The sequence below is a fragment of the Stenotrophomonas sp. genome (assembly GCF_032103445.1).
Taxonomy (GTDB): Bacteria; Pseudomonadota; Gammaproteobacteria; order Xanthomonadales; family Xanthomonadaceae; genus Stenotrophomonas.
In genome coordinates this window covers 1-18052 of the sequence record NZ_DAMDFR010000085.1, presented here as the reverse complement: position 1 = coordinate 18052, position 18052 = coordinate 1, and the positions used below count along the sequence as shown (strand labels likewise).

Sequence of the window (18052 nt, the reverse complement as noted above, 5' to 3'; positions counted from 1 at the left end):
AAACATCCATGTTTTTGACGGTCCCGCAAACCCACCCCGGCACGCCCCAGACAGAGAGTCGGTGGCCATGGGAAAGGCCACGGCCAAATCAACGGCGATGTCGATCCAGGGTCATGCGTTACCGGATGTTGAGAATTTCACGGCGATCGTCTGTCGACCGATCCCACCGGAGCGGCGAATGGGTTTTGATTTTCGGTGACCACCGACGCGCGATCGGGGCGGGTCGGGATGGGCTGGAGGGGGCATGAGCCGCATGGATGCGGCGACTGAGCTTACAAGGACGTACTTGCAGCGTCCCCCGGAACGCCCGTCCCGATCCGCCAACCCCAGGGATGCCGTGAACACCGGCTGTTCGCACGAATCCAACAGCAGCCGGGCAAGCCCGGCTCTACGTAACGCGTGCAACCGCAGCCGGGCACCGCCCGCGATACGTAGATCCCACAATCCAACAGGCACAAAAAAGCCCGGAGGAATTTCGTCTTCCAGGCTTCAATGTGACCACTTAGATGGTCGGGGAGACAGGATTCGAACCTGCGACCTCTACGTCCCGAACGTAGCGCTCTACCAGACTGAGCTACACCCCGTAAGGAGCCGCCTATTGTATCGGCTGGTCCCTCGGGCGGCAAGGGGGCCGTGCTGCATTCCTTCTGACAAAAAAGCCTGAAGCGGCGGGCTCCAGGCTTCATTGTGACCACCGAAGTGGTCGGGGAGACAGGATTCGAACCTGCGACCTCTACGTCCCGAACGTAGCGCTCTACCAGACTGAGCTACACCCCGAAGGAGCCGACAAGGATACGGTGTGAAGGCCTTGCCGGCAAGTTTTATTTCACATCAATCGGCGGTGCCCTGCTCGCGGGCTTCGTACCACATGCCGTTGAGGATGGCCGCAGCCGAGGCCAGGCCGGTGCCGAGAATCCAGGCGAAATACCACATGGTTTTATCCTTTGGCCGGGCAAGCCCGGCTCTACATTAATATGCGTTCGGGTTGTCGGCCATGTCTTCGGCCGTGGTCTTGCCCTTCATCACGCGGTATACCCAGCTGGTATAGGCCAGGATGATCGGCAGGAAGATGATCGTCGCCACCAGCATGATGAACAGCGTCAGCTGGCTGGACGAGCTGTCCCACACCGTCAGGCTGCCGCTGGGCTGGCTGCTGGAGGGCAGCAGGAACGGGAAGATCGCAAAGCCCACGGTCAGGATGATGCCGGCGATCGACGTGCCCGAGGCCAGGAAGGCCGCCATGCCACGACGCTTGCGCAGCAGCACCGCACTGGCCAGCGCACCGCCCAGACCCAGCACCGGGAAGATCCAGGTCCACGGCATGCTGCTGTAGTTGCGCATCCAGCCACCTGCTGCGGCACCGATCTCCGCCGTCTTCAACAGCGGGTTGGTCGGGCCGTCCGTCACCACCTGCGAGGTGATCTGGTAACCCGGCAGACCGAACGCCACCCACACGCCAGCGGCAGCGAACAGCACGAAGCTGAGGATCGCGGCAATGCTGCCGTAACGCGCCGAACGCTCGGCCACCGGGCCGTCAGTCTTCAGCACCAGCATTGCGGCACCGTGCGACACCATCATCGACACGCCCACCAGGCCCGCAATCAGCGCGAACGGGGTCAGCAGGCCGAAGAACGTGCCGGTGTAGAAGATGCGCATGCTGTCATCGAAGTGGTACGGCACGCCCAGCAGCACGTTGCCCACCGCCACGCTGGAAATCAGGGCCGGCAGCAGACCGCCTACGAACAGCACCCAGTCCCAGTTGTTGCGCCAGCGCTGGCTGGGCATCTTGCTGCGGTACTTGAAGCCCACCGGGCGCAGGATCAAGCCAAACAGCATGGCGAAGATCGCCAGATAGAAGCCCGAGAAGCTCACCGCATACAGCGGCGGCCAGGCGGCGAAGATCGCACCGCCACCCAGCACCAGCCACACCTGGTTGCCCTCCCACACCGGGCCGACGGTGTTGATTACCAGTCGGCGTTCTTCATCGGTTTTCGCCACGAACGGCAGCAGGGTGCCGACGCCCAGGTCGAAGCCATCCATCACCGCCCAGCCGACCAGCAGGATGCCCAGCAGCAGCCACCAGATCACGCGCAGCGTGGTGTAATCAAGTCCAAGAATTTCCATGGTGTGTCTCCTGCCTTATGCCTGACCGGGAGCCGGTGCGGCGGCAATGGGGGTGACCGGCTTGCGGTCGGGCTGCAGCGAAGGAAGGATGTCGGCCGGACCGGTACGGATCGCCTTCAGCATCAGCTTCACTTCAATCACCAGCAGAATCGTGTAGGTGATGGTGAACACCGCCAGCGTGGTCAGAATCTCGTGCAATGCCAGGCCCGATGCGGCGTAGAAGGTCGGCAGCACGCCGTCCACCGCCCACGGCTGGCGACCGTATTCGGCCACGAACCAACCGCACTCGATCGCAATCCACGGTGCCGGAATGCTCCACACCGCAAGCTTCAGGAACCAGCGCTTCTCGTGGAAGGTGTTACGGCACGAGTAGTAGAAGGCCAGCGCGAAGAAGGCGATCAGGTAGAAGCCCAGCGCCGCCATGATGCGGAAGGTCCAGAACAGCGGAGCCACGCGCGGCACCGTATCCATCGCCGCCTTGGAGATTTCTTCCGGGGTGGCATTCAGGATATCGTCGCGGTAGCGCTTCAGCAGCAGGCCATGGCCCAGATCCTGCCAGTGGCGGTCGAACATCTCACGCGCTTCAACGTCGTTCTTGTCCTTGCGGATGCGCTCCAGCGCCCCGTAGGCCAGCTGGCCGCCCTTGATGCGGTGCTCGGCGCGTTCCACCAGTTCCAGGATGCCCGGAATCGGCTGGTTCAACGAACGCGTGGCAATCAGGCCCATCACGTAGGGAATCTTGATCGCGAAGTCGTTGCTCTGCGTGGTCTGGTTCGGAATGCCGAAGGCGGTGAAGTCAGCCGGGGCACGCTCGGTTTCCCACATCGCTTCAATCGCAGCCAGCTTCATCTTCTGGTGTTCGCTGGCGGCGTAACCGCTTTCGTCACCCAGCACCACCACCGACAGCGAGCTCAGCAGGCCGAAGGCAGCTGCCACCGCGAACGAGCGGCGCGCCATGTCCTTGTGCTTGTTGCGCAGCAGGTAGAACGCGCTGATGCCCATCACGAAGATCGCGCCGGTCACGTAGCCGGCACTCACCGTGTGCACGAACTTGGCCTGCGCCACCGGGTTGAACAGCACCGCGGCGAAGTCCACCACCTCCATGCGCATGGTTTCCGGATTGAACACCGCACCCGTCGGGTTCTGCATCCAGCCGTTGGCGATCAGGATCCATACCGCCGACAGGTTGGTGCCCAGCGCCATGAACCAGGTCACCGCCAGGTGCTTGACCGGGCTCAGCCGCTTCCAGCCGAAGAAGAACAGGCCGATCAGGGTGGCTTCCAGGAAGAACGCCATCAGGCCTTCAATGGCCAGCGGCGCCCCGAAGATGTCACCCACGTAGTGGCTGTAGTACGACCAGTTCATGCCGAACTGGAATTCCATCACCAGGCCGGTGGCGACACCGATGGCGAAGTTGATGCCGAACAGCGTGCCCCAGAACAGGGTCATCTGACGCCAGACCTGTTTGCGGGTCATGACGTACACGCTTTCCATGATGGCCACCATGAAGGACAGGCCAAGCGTGAGGGGAACAAAAAGGAAGTGGTACATCGCGGTCAAAGCAAATTGCAGCCGCGACAGCTCTACGACTGTCGAATCAATCATGGCCTGGCTACCTCGTTGGGGGGTTTTGCCGTTTTGGGGTGGCGGGAAGGGGGTCTACGGGATGAATTCTGTGACCGGCAACTTCTACGAGCCTTGATTCAGATCAATGAAGCGGCATTCAGGGAGCGCGAAGGTATACCTCCCCCTGCGACCGCGTGCCGCACCGGGAGCTTGCGCCAGACCCTATTACAATGTCTGGCATTGCCCCGATGGCCGCCAGTGATCCACTTTGAGCATACCCCCCGAAGCGCCCCCCATCGAGACGTCCACCCTGCGCCGCCAGCGTCTGGCATGGCTGAATGGGCTTGCCGTCACAGTTCGGGGCCGGCAACGGCTGGCCGCTCTGTGCATCTGTACGTCCGGGGCGCTGCTGATCGGCCAGGCCGCCGCCATTGCCTGGCTGATCCAGGCCGTGCTGGTGGAACACCGCCCGCTGGCCGACGCCACCCCGGTGCTGCTGGGGTTGCTGGCCGTACTGGCCGTGCGCGCACTGCTGGCCAGTGCCACTCAGGCGGCGGCCGGTGATGTGGCCGATGCGGCCCGGCTGACCCTGCGCGAGCGGGTCTACACTCGGCTGATGGGGCTGGGCCCGCTGTGGCTGCGCCAGCAGCGCACGGGTGAGCTGGGCGAGCTGATGCTGGCCCATGCTGATGCGGTGGAGAACTACTATTCCGGCTACCAGCCGGTCCGTATCGAAGTGGTGGTGGTGCCGCTGCTGATCGCCATCGCGGTGGCCTACGTGGACTGGGTGGTGGCACTCATTCTTATATGCACCGCGCCACTGGTGCCGTTCTTCATGATGCTGGTGGGCTGGGGCGCGGAAGCGGCCGGTCGTGCGCAGCTGGGAGAGCTGGCGCGGATGAGCGGGCACTTTGCCGACCGCATCAAGGGCCTGGGCCTGCTGCGGCTGTACGGGCGCGGCGAGGCGGAGCTGGAGGGCGTGGCAGCGGCAGCGGAAGGCGTGCGCGAACGCACCATGAAGGTGCTGCGGATCGCGTTTCTGTCGTCCACCGTGCTGGAGTTCTTTGCCTCGGTCAGCGTGGCGATGGTGGCGCTGTATCTGGGCCTGAGTTACTTGGGGCTGATGTCGCTGCATGCCACGGTACCGACACTGGGTGCGGGCATGTTCTGCCTGCTGCTGGCTCCGGAGTTCTATGCGCCGCTGCGCCGCTTGGCCGCGCATTATCACGACCGCGCCAATGCGCTGGCCGCGGCTGCGGAAGTGGAGCGGCTGCTGGGAGAGTTGCCGGAGGCAGCGGCCAAGGCGGACGTTGCAGCAACACCGCGCGCGCCGGAACTGGTGGTGCAGCATGCGCCGCCGCTGGTGGTGCGTGATCTGGTGCTGCGTCCGATGGGCGCGCCGCACAATGTGATCGAGGGACTGTCCTTCCAGATCGAGGCCGGCCAACGGCTGGCATTGGTCGGCCCCAGTGGCAGTGGCAAGAGCACGCTGCTGGAAGCGCTGGCCGGCTGGTTGCCGCCCGAAGGTGGAAGCATCGTGCTGCGCCCCGGGCTGGAAGTGGGTTATGCCGGGCAGCGGCCGTATCTGTTCCACGGCAGCATTGCCGACAATCTGCGGTTGGCCGATCCGGGTGCCACCGATGCACGCCTGCTTGCGGTGGCCGAAGCTGCACAGGTGATGCGCTTTGCACACGCGCTGCCGGAAGGGCTGGATACGGTGATTGGCGAGCGCGGCTTCGGGCTTTCCGGAGGCGAGGCGCGGCGCATCGGGCTGGCCCGATTGCTGCTGCGCGATCCGCAGTTGCTGTTGCTGGACGAACCCACCGCGTTCCTTGATCCAGACACCGAAGCGGCCCTGCTGCAGACGCTGGCCGCGTTCGCGCGCGACCGCAGCGTGGTGATTGCCACGCACAGCGAGGTGGCGATGCGTTGGGCCGATACGCGCCTGGAGCTGACCACGCTGGCCGCGCCGAAGCGGGAGGTGCAGGCATGAGCGCCTCGCGTGCTGATGGGCTGACACAGGTATTCACCCGCCATCGCGGCCGCCTGCTGCTGACCGTGCTGCTGCTGTGGACCACCATGCTGGCCGGCACCGCGCTGCTGGGGCTGTCCGGTGGCTTCCTGACTGCCGCAGCGCTGGCCGGTGCGGCCGGGTTGGGCAGTGGTTTCAACTTCTTCTCGCCTTCGGCTGGCATCCGCGGCCTGACCATGGCGCGCATCGCCTCGCGCTACTTCGAAAAGCTGGTCGGCCACGATGTCACCCTGCGCATCGCGCGTGACCTGCGCGTGTGGTTCTTCCGTCGCGCGCTGCCGCTGGCACCGGCCAAGCTGGCCGGTGTGCGCACCGGTGAGCTGCTGGCGCGGCTGCTGAGTGACATCAATGAAGTGGATGGGCTGTTGGTGCGTGCCATCGGTCCGTTGATCGCGTTGGGCGGTGTTTCGCTGGCGGCAGTCGGGTCGGCGTTGATCATCTACCCGCCCGCAGCACTGCTGCTGGCGGTGCTGGCGCTGGTGATCGGCCTGGGTGTGCCGTGGTTCACCGTGCGCGGTGCTGGCGCGCATGAGCGCGACCGCGCGCTGCACCGCGCGCAGTTGCGCACGCAGGCATTCGAAGGGTTGGAAGGTGCGGCCGATCTGACCGCGCTAAATGCACGCGACCACTGGCAGCAGCGCGTCAACGTGGCGGCCAAGCAGCTGCGGTCGCGTGATCGCCGGCGGCGCTGGCGGCTGGTGGCGGGCAATGCGCTGCATGGGCTGTGCGCGTCGGTCGGGCTGGTGGCGATGATCTGGCTGGCGCTGCGCGCGTTCGAGCGCGGTGCGGTGGATGCGGCTTATGCTGCGGCGCTGGTGTTTCTCACCGTGGCACTGATCGAGCTGTGGGCCGGCATAGGACTGGCGTGGCAGTCGTGGCTGAGCGGCCGGGTGGCGGCGGGGCGGCTGGAAAGCATCGTTGACCAGGATGCCAGCGTGGCTGATGTGGCTGATCCGGTTGCGCTGCCAGCAGGCGCGGCGGTGCTGGAACTGCGCGATGTCAGCTTCCGTTGGCCGGGGCAGGGCAGGGCGCTGCTGCAGAACGTCAACCTGCGTGTAGCACCGGGTGAGCGCATTGCGCTGCGCGGTGACAGTGGCAGTGGCAAGACCACGCTGTCCGCATTGATGCTGCGGCTGTGGGATCCCGAATCCGGCAGCGTGCGCTATGGCGATGTGGATATCCGCACGGTGGCGCAGGTCGAATGGCACAGGAAGATCGCTTGGTTGCCGCAGAACGCTCCAGTGTTTGCCGGCACCGTGGCTGACAACCTTCGGCTCGGCGATGTGGCGGCCAGTGATGCACGGCTATGGCAGGTGCTCGCCGATGTACGGCTGCAGGCATGGGCCGAAGGAATTGGCGGTCTGAATGCCTGGGTGGGCGAAAACGGCGCGACCATGTCCGCCGGCCAAGCCCGGCGGCTGGCGTTGGCGCGGGCGCTGCTGCGCGATGCGCCGGTGTTGTTGCTGGATGAGCCCACCGAAGGGCTGGATGTGGATACGGCGCAGGCGTTGCTGCAGGACATGGTGGCTGCGCTTGGGGAGCGCAGCCTGGTGATGATTACGCACGATGCGCTGCCGGAGGGCATCGTCGATTGCAGCTATCGCGTCACAAGCGGCGGATGTTTTGATCGCGTATTCGAGAATCGAGAGGGTATTCAATAGGAGTAGGTGGGGCGGGTGCCCTGGTGGTGACCGTTGCCTCTCTCAAGCAATTTCCATTGCGAAAGGGTGGTTTTGGCATCAGTAGTTGTGCCTAGTCAATATTCTCCCGCACTAAATCCGGCTGCACGAATTTCCACTCATTGACGCGCGATTCTCGCTCGCGCAATTGAGCTACCAAGACAGATCCGCCTGCGACTTGGTGTCCGTGCTTCGAGTTTAGGTATCGTGCCTGCAGCACAGAGGCCCCGAGCACGTCTGAGGGATCGAAGCTCTGCGCCATTCCTCGAAGTGGTTCCTTGGGTGAAGAAAGGGACTCTATCAGCGGATGAACCAAGGTTGGTGTAGTTGACGCGTGTTTGGTGTACGCCGTGGCTACCATGCGTCGCTCGGTGTGGGACCATCCTCCGAGTACTATTTTAGTCTTCACTTGATTTCGTTGCTGGCCGGCTTTCTCTGCGGCCTTTGCATGTTTCGGCCATAGGTTGTCCATCATCGGGCCTATTTCACTCGCGAGCCGAGACATGGAGAAATCAGTCCGGAGACTTGCCTGCAGGCAGAGTTCGTAGACATCAAGAAAAAAATGCATCGACCCCCGTGTTGCAAGTACTGCATTGTGTTGGGGGATCAGCAGTAAGTTCGCTCCGGTCGAGCGCATTCCAGGCGCGGAGTCTTCTGTGAGGGTGTCTACTGCAACCAGTAGCCTGTCAGGTGATAGCAATACGTTGAGAATGCTCATCCAGTGAGTGATTCCGGCAGATTGGCCGCAAAATGGGTTGGCGAAAAGTTGCTATGCGAGTCCTGGGCAACTGACAACGTACCGGCATGTTGAGGTGGTACTTCCTTGTGCCAGCGAAATTTATTGATGGTGACCATCAGGTGGCAGCGATCGCGGATTAGATCTCAATCGATCCCATCAACTAAAAGGCCGGCGGGCAAGCGATATTCAGGGAGTGAAAGTCGATTGCCCGCGCGGCTGTCCCACAATCCCACAACGTGTCGCCCACCGGGTGTCTCCCCCGTGCATATGGAAGATTCCATAGGTAGGCGTGAAGAATATGAGAATTTTTCTCGGCGGAATTAGTGCCTGGAGGCAGAGGGTGTTGGGAAGCTCGATTTTTCCGTTTTATTGATGTTCGACTGGGGCGATTGGTGGCATCGCCATCATAGGATCCCGCGGTAGCGCATTAAGTGCGTAATGCGACATCAGTTGTCTCGTGAACTCCGGGGCAGTACCGACTAGTTCGGTCGTCGTTGATGCGATGCGGTGGCCTTCGAAGTGCGCTGTGCGTCAAGGTTTTGGTCTATTAAAGGGCTGTTCGCGACAATCTGTTGGGCGTGGTTGATGGGCTGAGAACTTGGCTGGCGGAATATCAACTTCAACTGCGATGCGCAGATGCTGCATCCTGTGGCTGCGGAGCCTGAGAATTCCGTCAAGAGTGAAATGTTGGTCGCTTTATGTCGGGAGGGTGGCGGAATAAAACACCTTCGCGGAAATACGCCTGCCCGGAAACTCTTGACGGATCTCAGCCTCCCGACTCCCTCGCCATTTCGGCGAGGGAGAAGACCATAGGAGATTCCGTATGCATGAAGACGCTGATACACCCCAGGGGCTGCCCATATCGAACCAGCGCTGTCGGTGCCGGCAGATGCCGTTCGAGGTGCGCGTCGTGGAGCGCCAGAGTCGTGGCGCACCCACCTGTCCCGTATGCCCGCCGCCACCTGAAGTGTCCTTGTTCGGCTGGTGGCTGCACGGTTTGAACGTGCGTCACAGCGCACGGATGACGTTGCGGCATACCGACGAGGGGCTGGTGTTGAGCCTGCCCGGGATGCGCAAGCCGCGTCGGCGGCGATCCAGGAACGGAACGCGCTGATGTTAGAGAGCGAATTACGCAAGAGGAATGGCAAGGAGAGCGTAAAGTCAGGTGGGGTCGGTCGACAGACGACCGCCGATAACGGTAATCGGCACGGTGACGCATGACCATCAACACGGAGGCACGCAATGTCGGCCAGTCGAGCCCTACTCCGTTTGGCGGTCATGCGTTACAGAACGTGGTGCCGACACGTGCGGTCGTCTATCGACCGACCCTACCTGTTCTCAACAACACAATGGGGCGAGCATCTACGTGGGGCGCGACCTGGGTGAGATTCATCATCGCCCGGCTCAAGCCCCCATTTTTTCGAAATCCCGCTGCAGTGACTTTTTCGGCCTTCGGTCAGTTGATGCTCAGTTCTGACACCAGATTGCAATGCCTCCGGTGCGACTTAGATGGAGTCCAGAAAACCTCGTACCGCCGGCCCAAACCGCTCGAAATCCACCAGGAACGCATCATGCCCTTGCGGTGATTCCAACCCGATGAACTCCGCCTCGGCACCACCGGCACGCAACCCATCCGCAATCTGCTGTTGCTGCTGCACCGGGAACAGAATGTCGGTATTGGCACCAATCGCCAGCGCCTTTCCCACCTTGATCTGCGCCAGCCCGGCAATGACATCGCCGTCGCCATACTCGGCCAGATCGAACCAGTCCATCGAACGGCTCAGGTACAGATAGCAGTTCGGATCGAAGAAGCGCACGAAGCGGCGCGCGTGCCCTTCCAGATAGCTTTCCACTTGGAATTCCAGGCCGAACGGGTCGTCATCGGTCTGGTCTGAATCCAGCCGCACGCGGCCGAAGCGGCCGTCCCATTCCAGCGCCGAACGGTAGGTGATCACACCCAGCTTTCGCGCCATGCGCATGCCCGATTCGGGGTAGTCGCTTTCGGTGTATCGCCCGCCATTCCACTGCGGATCCAGTCGGATCGCTTCGCGCTGCAGCGAGCGGATGGCGATGGAGAACGGCAACGCCTGGGCGCTGCCGGAGATGTTGATGTGGCTGCGTGCAATGCCTGGATGCAGGCGAAGCAGCGCCAGCGCGGTCATGCCGCCCATGGAGTTGCCGATCACGCAGGCCAGCTCGGTGACGCCCAGGGCGCGGACGACCTCGACGGCGGCGCGGGCACCGTCTTCGATGGACAGTTCCGGGAAGCTCAGGCGATAGGATTCGCCAGTGGCAGGGTTGAGCGAGGCCGGGCCGGTGGAGCCCTTGCAGCTGCCCAGCGAGTTCACGCAGATCACGAACCAGCGGTCGGTGTCGATGGGTTTGTTGGGGCCAACCATCGCTTCCCACCAGCCGGGAGCCGGGTTGTCGGCATTGGCGGCGGCGTGGGCGTCGGGGGATAGCCCGGTGACGATCAGCACTGCGTTGCTGGCGCTTTCGTTGAGGGTGCCCCAGGTTTCATAGGCCACGTGGGCACCGTGCAGTTCACCGCCGCGCTTGAAGGCGAAGGGTGAGGGCAGGGGGTGGTAGCGGGTGCCGGGCGGGATGAATTCGGTCATGGGGGCATTCTAGCCGCGCGGCGCGAAGGCAGGGTGGCAGTGAATGGAACACCGTAGAGCCACGCCCTGCGTGGCTGCGACCCCATTTGGGGCCACGATTGACACGCATGGCGTGTCACTACGACCTCGTTTGGGGCCACGATTGACACGCATGGCGTGTCACTACGACCCCGTTTGGGACCGCGATTGACACGCATGGCCTGTCACTACGCGATGCAGGATCCTGTAGTGACACGCCATGCGTGTCATCGGGGTGTCTGACTGGCTCGAAGCCACGCAGGGCGTGGCTCTACGGCAGCGTCAATTCGACCGTGTCGCTGTGCGGCAGCTTCAACCGCACGGCTTCCGAATCCACATCGCCTTCCTGCCGGTTGGCCTGCCCACTGGCCGACACCCGCGCAAACACCTCCACCTCGTCCAGCGCAGAAAGCTTCACGGTGGGCATCGGGCTGTCGCCATCATCCAGCGTCACGGTGATCGGCAGGTCCGCCAGCGCGTGCTTTTCCACCGCCACCGGCATCGGCGGGCCGCCGGGCTGGCGGGCGATGATGAACACGGTGGCGTTGGCGGGCAGGGTGCCGGCCTTCGTACCAGCGGCAAGCGCGACGGACACCTTCAGCGGGTGACCGCCCGATGTCGCGGCGGGCGCATCGCCACCGGCTCCCCGTGCAATCGCAATCTGCTCGCGCAATGCTGCGGCCGCCCCAGGCTCCAGCTTCGGCAACAACGCCTCCCACACCTGAGCGGCCTCGTCGTTCTGCCCGCGCTGGCGCAGCGCCACACCGATCAACCAGGCCGCCCGTTCGCTGTTTGGGTCCACCTGCTGCGCGTGTCGCAGCCACTGCAGGGCAGTGTCGTCGAACTGCCGTGTTGCATGTCCTTGTGCACGTGCCTGCGCGGCCTCCACCAGCACCGGGGCCTCATCCGGTGCCAGCGCCACGGCGCGTTCGAATGCGGCATTGGCTTCGTTCACCTGCCCCAGTGCCAGCTGCGAGCGGCCCAGCAGCGCCCAGCCGTCGGCGCGCTGCGGCTCACGCTCCAGCGCCTGCTGCAGGTCGCGGATGCCTTGCTGCAGATCGTTGGAGGCAGCGGTTTCGGTGCGTGGCGTCGCCGCTTCCGGCGTGCCCACCAGCACATACAACGCATAGCCGGCCACGCCCAGTGCCACGGTCAGGGCGATGAAGCCCTTGCGTCCACTGCCGCGCAGCGGCCACAGCACCATCAAGGCCATCACGGCCGCAGCCAAGGCAGCAAAAGCAGGCAGCCACAGGTTCACCAGCGTTCCTCGCTTTCATCCATCGGTTGCACGGTGCGGCTGCGTTTGCGCACCACCCAGAACACGGTGCCCGCGCCGATCAGCAGCAGGCCCAGCGGCCCGAACCAGAGCAGGCTGTTGCGGGCGTCCATGGCCGGGCGGTAGAGCACGAATTCGCCGTAGCGCTCGACCAGGAACTGCTTGATCTGTGCGTCGGTCTTGCCTTGCTGCATCAGGGTTAGCACTTCACGGCGCAGGTCATGCGCGATCTGTGCGTTGGAATCGGCCAGGGATTGGTTCTGGCACTGCACGCAGCGCAGTTCTGCGGCGAGTGCATGGAAGCGCGCTTCTTCGGCGGGGCTGCGGTATTGCAGTGGAGTCGGGTCGCTGACCGCTTGTGCCCACACCATTGCCGGCCACAACACGGCGGCCAACATCAGGGCGCGGGCATCACTCGGCCGGCGGCGGCGTGGCAACAGGTTGCGCATGGGCTCGGTCCAGTTTGTCCAGTTCCGGCAGCAGCTGGGTATCGATCACGCGCTGGGTGAGCGCGCCGCTGTACTTCCAGCGCACCACGCCGCTGGCATCCACCAGGAAGGTTTCCGGCGCGGCGGTTACGCCCCAGTCAATCGCGGTGCGGCCTTCGATATCGGCCAGCACCAGCACGAACGGATTACCCAGCGTTTCCAGCCAGCGCAGCGCGTCGGCCGGCTCATCCTTCCAGTTGTAGCCGATCACCCGCACGCGCTTGGTTTCGGCAAACGCGGTCAGCACCGGGTGCTCTTCGCGGCAGGCCGCGCACCAACTGCCCCACACATTCAGCACATACGGCGCGCCACGCAGTTCTTCGCTGCGCACGGTGGTCTGCGGGTCGTGCAGGATCGGCAGCGCAAACGCTGGAGCCGGTTTGTTGATCAATGCGGACGGCAGGATGTCGCGATCCGGCGCGCCGGACTTCATCACCCCGTAAATCATCAGTCCGAGCAGCCCGAAGAAGAACAGCACGCCGATGACGATGGCAACGGGCGGAATGGGGCGGGACTCAGACATTCGGTAATTCCTTGATACGACGGAAGCGGCGGTCAGCGGCGGTGACGAACCCGCCCAGCGCCATCAGCAGCGCACCCAGCCAGATCCAGCGGACAAACGGCTTGATATGCACGCGCAGCGCCCAGGCATTGTTGCCCAGCGGCTCGCCCAATGCCACGTAGACATCGCCATTTACCCGCGCATGGATGCCGGCCTCGGTCATCACCTGGCCACCGCTGGCATAGGCACGCTTTTCCGGGTGCAGCAGGGCGATTTCGCGGTCACCGGCAAACACCCGAACATGGCCGCGGTCGGCCACGTAGTTGGGCCCTTGCTGGTGGTCCACGCCTTCGAACTGGAACGCATAACGGCCGATTTCAATCTGCTGGCCCGGGGCGAGGGCGATCTCGCGCTGCACATTCAGCGCTTCCACCAGCAGCGCGCCGACCAGGAACACCGCCACGCCGAAGTGGGCCAGCAGCATGCCGACCATTTCCGCATTGAAACGGCCGTTGCCACGCAGGCGCTGCCAGACGAAGCGCGCGGTGCCGAAGGCCACCCACGCGGCGGCGGCAACGCCGGCGGCGGTTTTCAGTTTGCCCTGCGGTGCCATGAACCACGCCACCCCGCCCAGCGCCAGCGCGAACACCGCCCACGGGGCCAGCAGGGCGAGCCGGCGCGAGGCCTGGTCGCGCTGCCAGTTCACCAGCGGGCCGAAAGGCAGCAGCAGCACCAGCGGTGCCATGAGCAGCAGGAACAGGGTGCCGAAGTAGGGCGGCCCCACGCTCACCTTGCCCAGCCCCAATGCATCGGCCAGCAGGGGATACAACGTGCCCAGCAGCACCATCGCACAAGCGGTGGCCAGCAACAGGTTGTTGGCCAGCAGCAGGGTCTCGCGCGAGGTGGCCATGAAGCCCTTGCGCGGGTCGTCGGCGTTCAGGCCGCCGGCGCGCAGCGCATACAGCAGCAGCGCCGCGCCGACCACGAGCGCCAGGAACACCAGAATGAAGGCACCGCGCGCCGGATCGGCGGCGAACGAATGCACGCTGGTCAGCACGCCCGAGCGCACCAGGAACGCGCCCAGCAGTGACAGCGCGAACGCGGCAATGGCCAGCAGCAGGGTCCAGCTGGCAAAGCTGCCGCGCTTTTCAGTCACGGCCTGCGAATGGATCAGCGCGGCACCGGCCAGCCACGGCATGAAGCTGGCATTTTCCACCGGGTCCCAGAACCACCAGCCGCCCCAGCCCAGTTCGTAATACGCCCACCAGCTGCCCAGCGCGATGCCCAGGGTGAGAAAGCCCCAGGCGATGTTGGTCCACGGCCGCGTCCAGCGCAGCCAGCGTGCATCCACGCGGCCATCCAGCAGCGCGGCAATGGCGAACGCAAACGGCACGGCAAAGCCCACGTAGCCGATGTACAGCATCGGCGGGTGGATGATCAGCCCCGGGTCCTGCAGCAGCGGGTTGAGGTCGCGGCCTTCCAGCGGCGCGGGCAGCAGGCGGGTAAACGGGTTGGAGGTGAAGAACAGGAAGGCGATGAAGCCCACGCTGATGATTCCCATCACCCCCAGCACGCGTGCGCGTACGGTGTCGGGCAATTGCTTCGAGCCCAGCGCCACCGCGCCGCCCCACAATGCCAGCACCAGAACCCACAGCAGCAGCGAGCCCTCGTGTGCGCCCCATACGGCGGAATAGCGGTAGGCCAGCGGCAGCAGCGTGTTGGAATTCTCGGCCACGTAACGCACCGAGAAATCCTGCTGCACGAACGCGGCCGTAAGCACGGCAAACGCCCCCGCAATCAGGATCAGCTGCGCGTAGGCGGCCGGACGGGCAATGGCCATCCACTCGGCACGCTGTCGTTGCGCGCCCAACAGCGGCAGCACGGCCTGCAGCAGCGCGGCCAGCAGTGCACACCCCAGCAGAATCTGCCCCAGCTCAGGCAGCACTCAGCGTGCCTCCACGGCCGGCACCGGCACGTCGTGCTTGGTGTGCGCCGCGCCCATCTTGTCGGCGACTTCCTTGGGCACGTAGTTCTCGTCGTGCTTGGCCAGCACTTCATCGGCGATGAAACGGCCATTTTCCAGCCGGCCGCTGGCCACCACGGCGGTGCCTTCGGCAAACATGTCCGGCAGGATGCGCGAGGTGCTCACTGGCAGGGTGGCGTCGCCGTCGGTGACCACGAAGTGCGCTTCCAGCGAGCCGTCCGCGCGCTGGAACGAACCCTTCACCACCATGCCGCCGAGGCGGAAGCGCTCCTGGTTGCCGGCGTCGCCGCGCAGCACTTCTGCCGGCGTGTACAGATAGGCGATGTTCCGCTGCAGCGCGAATGCCACCAGCGTGGTAGCCAGGCCGCCAGCCAACAGCACGATCAGCACCCACATCAGGCGGCGACGCTGTACCGGGGTCATCGGCTCAGCTCCGTGCTGAGCGGGGCGGCTGCAGGCGTCTTGTCACGCGCACGCAGGCGTTCCTGCCGGCGCAGGGCCTGGCGCCTGGCGCTGCGAAGGCGCAGCCAGGAACCCAGCGCATCGGCGGCCAGCACCAGAATGAAAACGGAGAACGCGGCAATCAGGAACGGCACGTGGGTCATGGCGTGGCCTCCTTGGCGGGTGCGTCGCCAAAGCGTTCTGCCACCCAGGCCTTGCCGGCCTCGCGCGAAAGATTGTCGGCGCGGGCCTTGGCCAGCAGTGAACCGGCAAACCACAGCTTGGTCGCCACCACCATCCACCACAGCGGGCCGATCAGCTGGTCGCGCACCGCGTTGTCGCCGAACACATTGATCGACTGACGCTGGTGCAGGCCGCCCCACCAGTCCACCGAATAGCGGATCACCGGCAGCAGGCTCACGCCCACAATCGCCAGCAGGCCAGCCGCGCGCGCGGCGCTGCGGCGGTCTTCAATGGCGTGGTACAGGCCAATCACGCCCAGGTACAGGAACAGCAGCACCAGTTCGCTGGTCATGCGCGGGTCCCAGTCCCACCACGTGCCCCAGGTGCTCTTGCCCCAGATGCTGCCGGTGAGCAGGGTGATCAGGGTGAAGCCCGCGCCCATTGGCGCGCAGGCCATGGCCAGGATCTCGCAGATCTTGATCCGCCAGATCAGCGCGATGGCGGCATAGAACGCCATCAGCGCGAACACGAACAGGCTCATCCAGGCGCTGGGCACGTGGATGTAGATGATGCGGAAGGCGTCCAGCTGCTTGGCTTCGGCCGGCACCACGAACAGCCCCTGGTACAGCCCGATCAACAGCACCGGCACCGCCGCCACATAGAACAGGCGCGACCAGCGCGCAGCGAAGCGGTCGAAGGTGGGCGGCGAACCGAATTGGTGGAACCAGCGGGTCAAAGAGTTCATGCAGCGGAAGCTATCTCAACGATGGGCGGTACAACGGCTGATCGTAGGGACGCGCCATGCGCGTCTGCGGTGAACGGGTAACACATGCAACGCCACTTCAACTCAACGATATCCGTATCGCCGCGGCCGTTGCCAATGGTGCCAAAACCAGCGCCACCACCAGTCCAGCCCCCAGCAGCAGCAGCGCACCCACGGGATCCTGCCCACGCGCGGCCGCCGAAACAGCCCCCGCGCCAAACACCAGCACCGGCACATACAGCGGCAGCGCCAGCAACGCCACGAGAATACCAGAGCGGCGAATGCTGACCGTCAGCGCGGCCACCACGCCGCCAATCAGGCTCAGCAGCGGGGTGCCCAGCAGCAACGATGCCAGCAACAGCGGCAGCTGGTCATGCGGCAGATGCAGCATTTCGGCCAGCAACGGGCTGACCACGATCAAGGGGAGGGCAGTGGTGGCCCAGTGCACCAGCACCCGCACGAGCACCAGCCAGGCCAGCGGCACCGGGGCCAGCAGCCACTGTTCCAGCGAGCCGTCCTCGGCGTCGCTGCGGAACAGCGAATCCAGCGCCAGTTGCCCGGCCAGCAGCACCGCCAGCCACAGCACCGCCGAGGCCACCTTGCCCATGGTGTCCGGATCACGGCCCAGGGCGAGGGCGAACAGCACCACCACCAGCAGCGCGAACAGCACCGGCTGCAGCGCATCGCCGCGCCGCCGCCACAGCAGGCGCAGGTCGCGGGTGATCAGGGCGCGGGCGGTCTGCCACAGACCGGGTTCGGTACCGGGGGCGATCATGCGGTGGCCCCCGGGTTATCGGACGATGACGGGGACTGCGGTTGCCGGGCATGGCCCGGCACTACAGGCACCGAAGCGTCCGGACGTAGAGCCGGGCCATGCCCGGCTGCCGTTTGCGCAGTGCCCGCCAACTCGATAACCCGCGTCCGAACAGGCGGCGCGGCATACGCCCCATGCGTGGTCACCAGCGCCGCCCCTCCGGCGCGCAGATGCGCCGAAATCATCCGGTTCACCAGATTGATGCCGTCCAGGTCCAGATTTGCATACGGCTCGTCCAGCAGCCATAGCGGTGCCGGCGACAACCAGATCCGGGCCAGCGCCAGCCGTCGCTTCTGGCCGGCCGACAGCTGCCGCACCAGGGTGTCCTCGTAACCGGCCAAGCCCACAATGGCCAGGGCATTGCCCGGCATCTGGCGGGCCCGGCGGCCATGCAGCCCGCACAGGAAGTTCAGGTTCTCCAGCGTGTCCAGGTCGCCCTTGAGCGCCGGCAGATGGCTGAGGTAGGACACGAACTGGGCGCGCTCGCGCCGGCCGGCGGGCTTGCCGTCGATCTGGATCTGCCCGGCCGAGGGCCGCAGCAGCCCGGCCAGCACCCGCAGCAAGGTGGTCTTGCCGGCCCCGTTGCCACCCTGCACCAGCAGCGCCTCGCCCGCATCTACCTGCAGGTCCAGCGGCCCGAACACCGGTTCATCGTTGCGGTTGAAGGTCAATCCGTGCGCAGCCAGCAGCGGCGGGGTATTCGGGGTGTTGTGCATGTGAGGGAGTGTAGCGGGATCGTTTGAGATTGGATGTGCGTAGATGGCCACGTGGAGGTATCGGTAGCGCCGGCCGTTGGCCGGCCCAGGCGATCCGTGGGCCGGCCAA

The 18052-nt window shown here is 64.7% G+C and carries 17 protein-coding genes and 2 tRNA genes; 3 read left to right on the top strand and 16 right to left on the bottom strand.

Translation table 11 applies throughout. The features are described from left to right. Positions 1 to 199 (top strand): hypothetical protein (locus RT551_RS19465; RefSeq protein WP_313461531.1); only part of this gene is annotated, 199 nt, incomplete at its 5' end. 308 nt (positions 200 to 507) lie between these two features. On the opposite strand, the gene RT551_RS19460 is transcribed toward RT551_RS19465, so the two are convergent. The 5 genes from RT551_RS19460 to RT551_RS19440 form a co-directional block, all read right to left on the bottom strand. Then, positions 508 to 584, bottom strand: a tRNA-Pro gene (locus tag RT551_RS19460). Between the two features lie 116 nt (positions 585 to 700). After that, positions 701 to 777: transfer RNA gene (locus tag RT551_RS19455), tRNA-Pro, on the bottom strand. Positions 778 to 831: 54 nt separating this feature from the next. Next, a complete protein-coding gene (cydX, locus tag RT551_RS19450) occupies positions 832 to 933 on the bottom strand; it encodes a cytochrome bd-I oxidase subunit CydX (RefSeq protein ID WP_125359008.1) in 102 nt (33 codons plus the stop codon). 36 nt (positions 934 to 969) lie between these two features. Further along, positions 970 to 2124, bottom strand: a complete 1155-nt coding sequence (gene cydB, locus RT551_RS19445; protein ID WP_313461529.1) for a cytochrome d ubiquinol oxidase subunit II — start codon at positions 2122 to 2124, stop codon at positions 970 to 972. A 15-nt stretch (positions 2125 to 2139) separates the two neighbouring features. After that, complete coding sequence (locus RT551_RS19440; protein ID WP_313461527.1) at positions 2140 to 3729, bottom strand: cytochrome ubiquinol oxidase subunit I; 1590 nt, start codon at positions 3727 to 3729, stop codon at positions 2140 to 2142. A 229-nt stretch (positions 3730 to 3958) separates the two neighbouring features. Here RT551_RS19440 and cydD point away from each other — a divergent pair, with 229 nt between their 5' ends. Next, on the top strand, positions 3959 to 5683 hold the full coding sequence (gene cydD, locus RT551_RS19435; RefSeq protein WP_313461525.1) for a thiol reductant ABC exporter subunit CydD: 1725 nt from the start codon (positions 3959 to 3961) through the stop codon (positions 5681 to 5683). Beyond that, positions 5680 to 7383 (top strand): thiol reductant ABC exporter subunit CydC, encoded by a 1704-nt coding sequence (gene cydC / locus RT551_RS19430; protein WP_313461522.1) that lies wholly within the window; start codon positions 5680 to 5682, stop codon positions 7381 to 7383. The genes cydD and cydC overlap by 4 nt, the downstream gene beginning before the upstream one ends. A gap of 91 nt (positions 7384 to 7474) precedes the next feature. Here cydC and RT551_RS19425 read toward each other — a convergent pair whose 3' ends face one another. The 11 genes from RT551_RS19425 to ccmA form a co-directional block, all read right to left on the bottom strand. Further along, a complete protein-coding gene (locus tag RT551_RS19425) occupies positions 7475 to 8119 on the bottom strand; it encodes a hypothetical protein (protein ID WP_313461519.1) in 645 nt (214 codons plus the stop codon). Between the two features lie 1526 nt (positions 8120 to 9645). Next, the gene (locus RT551_RS19420; protein ID WP_313461517.1) at positions 9646 to 10758 is read right to left on the bottom strand and encodes a homoserine O-acetyltransferase; all 1113 of its coding nucleotides are present in this window, start codon (positions 10756 to 10758) and stop codon (positions 9646 to 9648) included. Positions 10759 to 11047: 289 nt separating this feature from the next. Continuing rightward, a complete protein-coding gene (locus RT551_RS19415) occupies positions 11048 to 12037 on the bottom strand; it encodes a tetratricopeptide repeat protein (RefSeq protein WP_313461534.1) in 990 nt (329 codons plus the stop codon). Continuing rightward, positions 12031 to 12501 (bottom strand): cytochrome c-type biogenesis protein, encoded by a 471-nt coding sequence (locus RT551_RS19410; protein ID WP_313461515.1) that lies wholly within the window; start codon positions 12499 to 12501, stop codon positions 12031 to 12033. The genes RT551_RS19415 and RT551_RS19410 overlap by 7 nt, the downstream gene beginning before the upstream one ends. Next, positions 12464 to 13063, bottom strand: coding sequence for a DsbE family thiol:disulfide interchange protein (locus RT551_RS19405; RefSeq protein ID WP_313461514.1), 600 nt, complete (start codon positions 13061 to 13063; stop codon positions 12464 to 12466). The genes RT551_RS19410 and RT551_RS19405 overlap by 38 nt, the downstream gene beginning before the upstream one ends. After that, positions 13056 to 14987 carry a heme lyase CcmF/NrfE family subunit gene (locus tag RT551_RS19400; protein WP_313461512.1) on the bottom strand — a complete coding sequence of 644 codons (1932 nt, stop codon included), beginning with the start codon at positions 14985 to 14987 and terminating at the stop codon, positions 13056 to 13058. The genes RT551_RS19405 and RT551_RS19400 overlap by 8 nt, the downstream gene beginning before the upstream one ends. Continuing rightward, positions 14988 to 15449 (bottom strand): cytochrome c maturation protein CcmE, encoded by a 462-nt coding sequence (gene ccmE / locus RT551_RS19395; protein ID WP_313461509.1) that lies wholly within the window; start codon positions 15447 to 15449, stop codon positions 14988 to 14990. Next, positions 15446 to 15631: a heme exporter protein CcmD gene (locus RT551_RS19390; RefSeq protein WP_313461508.1), complete on the bottom strand. Its 186-nt coding sequence runs from the start codon at positions 15629 to 15631 to the stop codon at positions 15446 to 15448. The genes ccmE and RT551_RS19390 overlap by 4 nt, the downstream gene beginning before the upstream one ends. Then, on the bottom strand, positions 15628 to 16395 hold the full coding sequence (gene ccmC, locus RT551_RS19385; RefSeq protein WP_313461506.1) for a heme ABC transporter permease CcmC: 768 nt from the start codon (positions 16393 to 16395) through the stop codon (positions 15628 to 15630). Before ccmC ends, RT551_RS19390 begins: the two co-directional genes overlap by 4 nt. A 97-nt stretch (positions 16396 to 16492) precedes the next feature. Next, positions 16493 to 17188, bottom strand: a complete 696-nt coding sequence (gene ccmB, locus RT551_RS19380) for a heme exporter protein CcmB (RefSeq protein ID WP_313461504.1) — start codon at positions 17186 to 17188, stop codon at positions 16493 to 16495. Continuing rightward, complete coding sequence (gene ccmA, locus RT551_RS19375; protein WP_313461502.1) at positions 17185 to 17943, bottom strand: heme ABC exporter ATP-binding protein CcmA; 759 nt, start codon at positions 17941 to 17943, stop codon at positions 17185 to 17187. The genes ccmB and ccmA overlap by 4 nt, the downstream gene beginning before the upstream one ends. Positions 17944 to 18052: the final 109 nt, after the last annotated feature.

Excerpts from the sequence above, each read along its gene's own strand:
- cydX (WP_125359008.1), bottom strand. The coding sequence starts at position 933 with ATGTGGTATTTCGCCTGGATTCTCGGCACCGGCCTGGCCTCGGCTGCG.
- cydB (WP_313461529.1), bottom strand. The coding sequence starts at position 2,124 with ATGGAAATTCTTGGACTTGATTACACCACGCTGCGCGTGATCTGGTGG.
- RT551_RS19440 (WP_313461527.1), bottom strand. The coding sequence starts at position 3,729 with ATGATTGATTCGACAGTCGTAGAGCTGTCGCGGCTGCAATTTGCTTTG.
- cydC (WP_313461522.1), top strand. The coding sequence starts at position 5,680 with ATGAGCGCCTCGCGTGCTGATGGGCTGACACAGGTATTCACCCGCCAT.
- RT551_RS19425 (WP_313461519.1), bottom strand. The coding sequence starts at position 8,119 with ATGAGCATTCTCAACGTATTGCTATCACCTGACAGGCTACTGGTTGCA.
- RT551_RS19420 (WP_313461517.1), bottom strand. The coding sequence starts at position 10,758 with ATGACCGAATTCATCCCGCCCGGCACCCGCTACCACCCCCTGCCCTCA.
- RT551_RS19410 (WP_313461515.1), bottom strand. The coding sequence starts at position 12,501 with ATGCGCAACCTGTTGCCACGCCGCCGCCGGCCGAGTGATGCCCGCGCC.
- RT551_RS19405 (WP_313461514.1), bottom strand. The coding sequence starts at position 13,063 with ATGTCTGAGTCCCGCCCCATTCCGCCCGTTGCCATCGTCATCGGCGTG.
- ccmE (WP_313461509.1), bottom strand. The coding sequence starts at position 15,449 with ATGACCCCGGTACAGCGTCGCCGCCTGATGTGGGTGCTGATCGTGCTG.
- RT551_RS19390 (WP_313461508.1), bottom strand. The coding sequence starts at position 15,631 with ATGACCCACGTGCCGTTCCTGATTGCCGCGTTCTCCGTTTTCATTCTG.
- ccmC (WP_313461506.1), bottom strand. The coding sequence starts at position 16,395 with ATGAACTCTTTGACCCGCTGGTTCCACCAATTCGGTTCGCCGCCCACC.
- ccmB (WP_313461504.1), bottom strand. The coding sequence starts at position 17,188 with ATGATCGCCCCCGGTACCGAACCCGGTCTGTGGCAGACCGCCCGCGCC.
- ccmA (WP_313461502.1), bottom strand. The coding sequence starts at position 17,943 with ATGCACAACACCCCGAATACCCCGCCGCTGCTGGCTGCGCACGGATTG.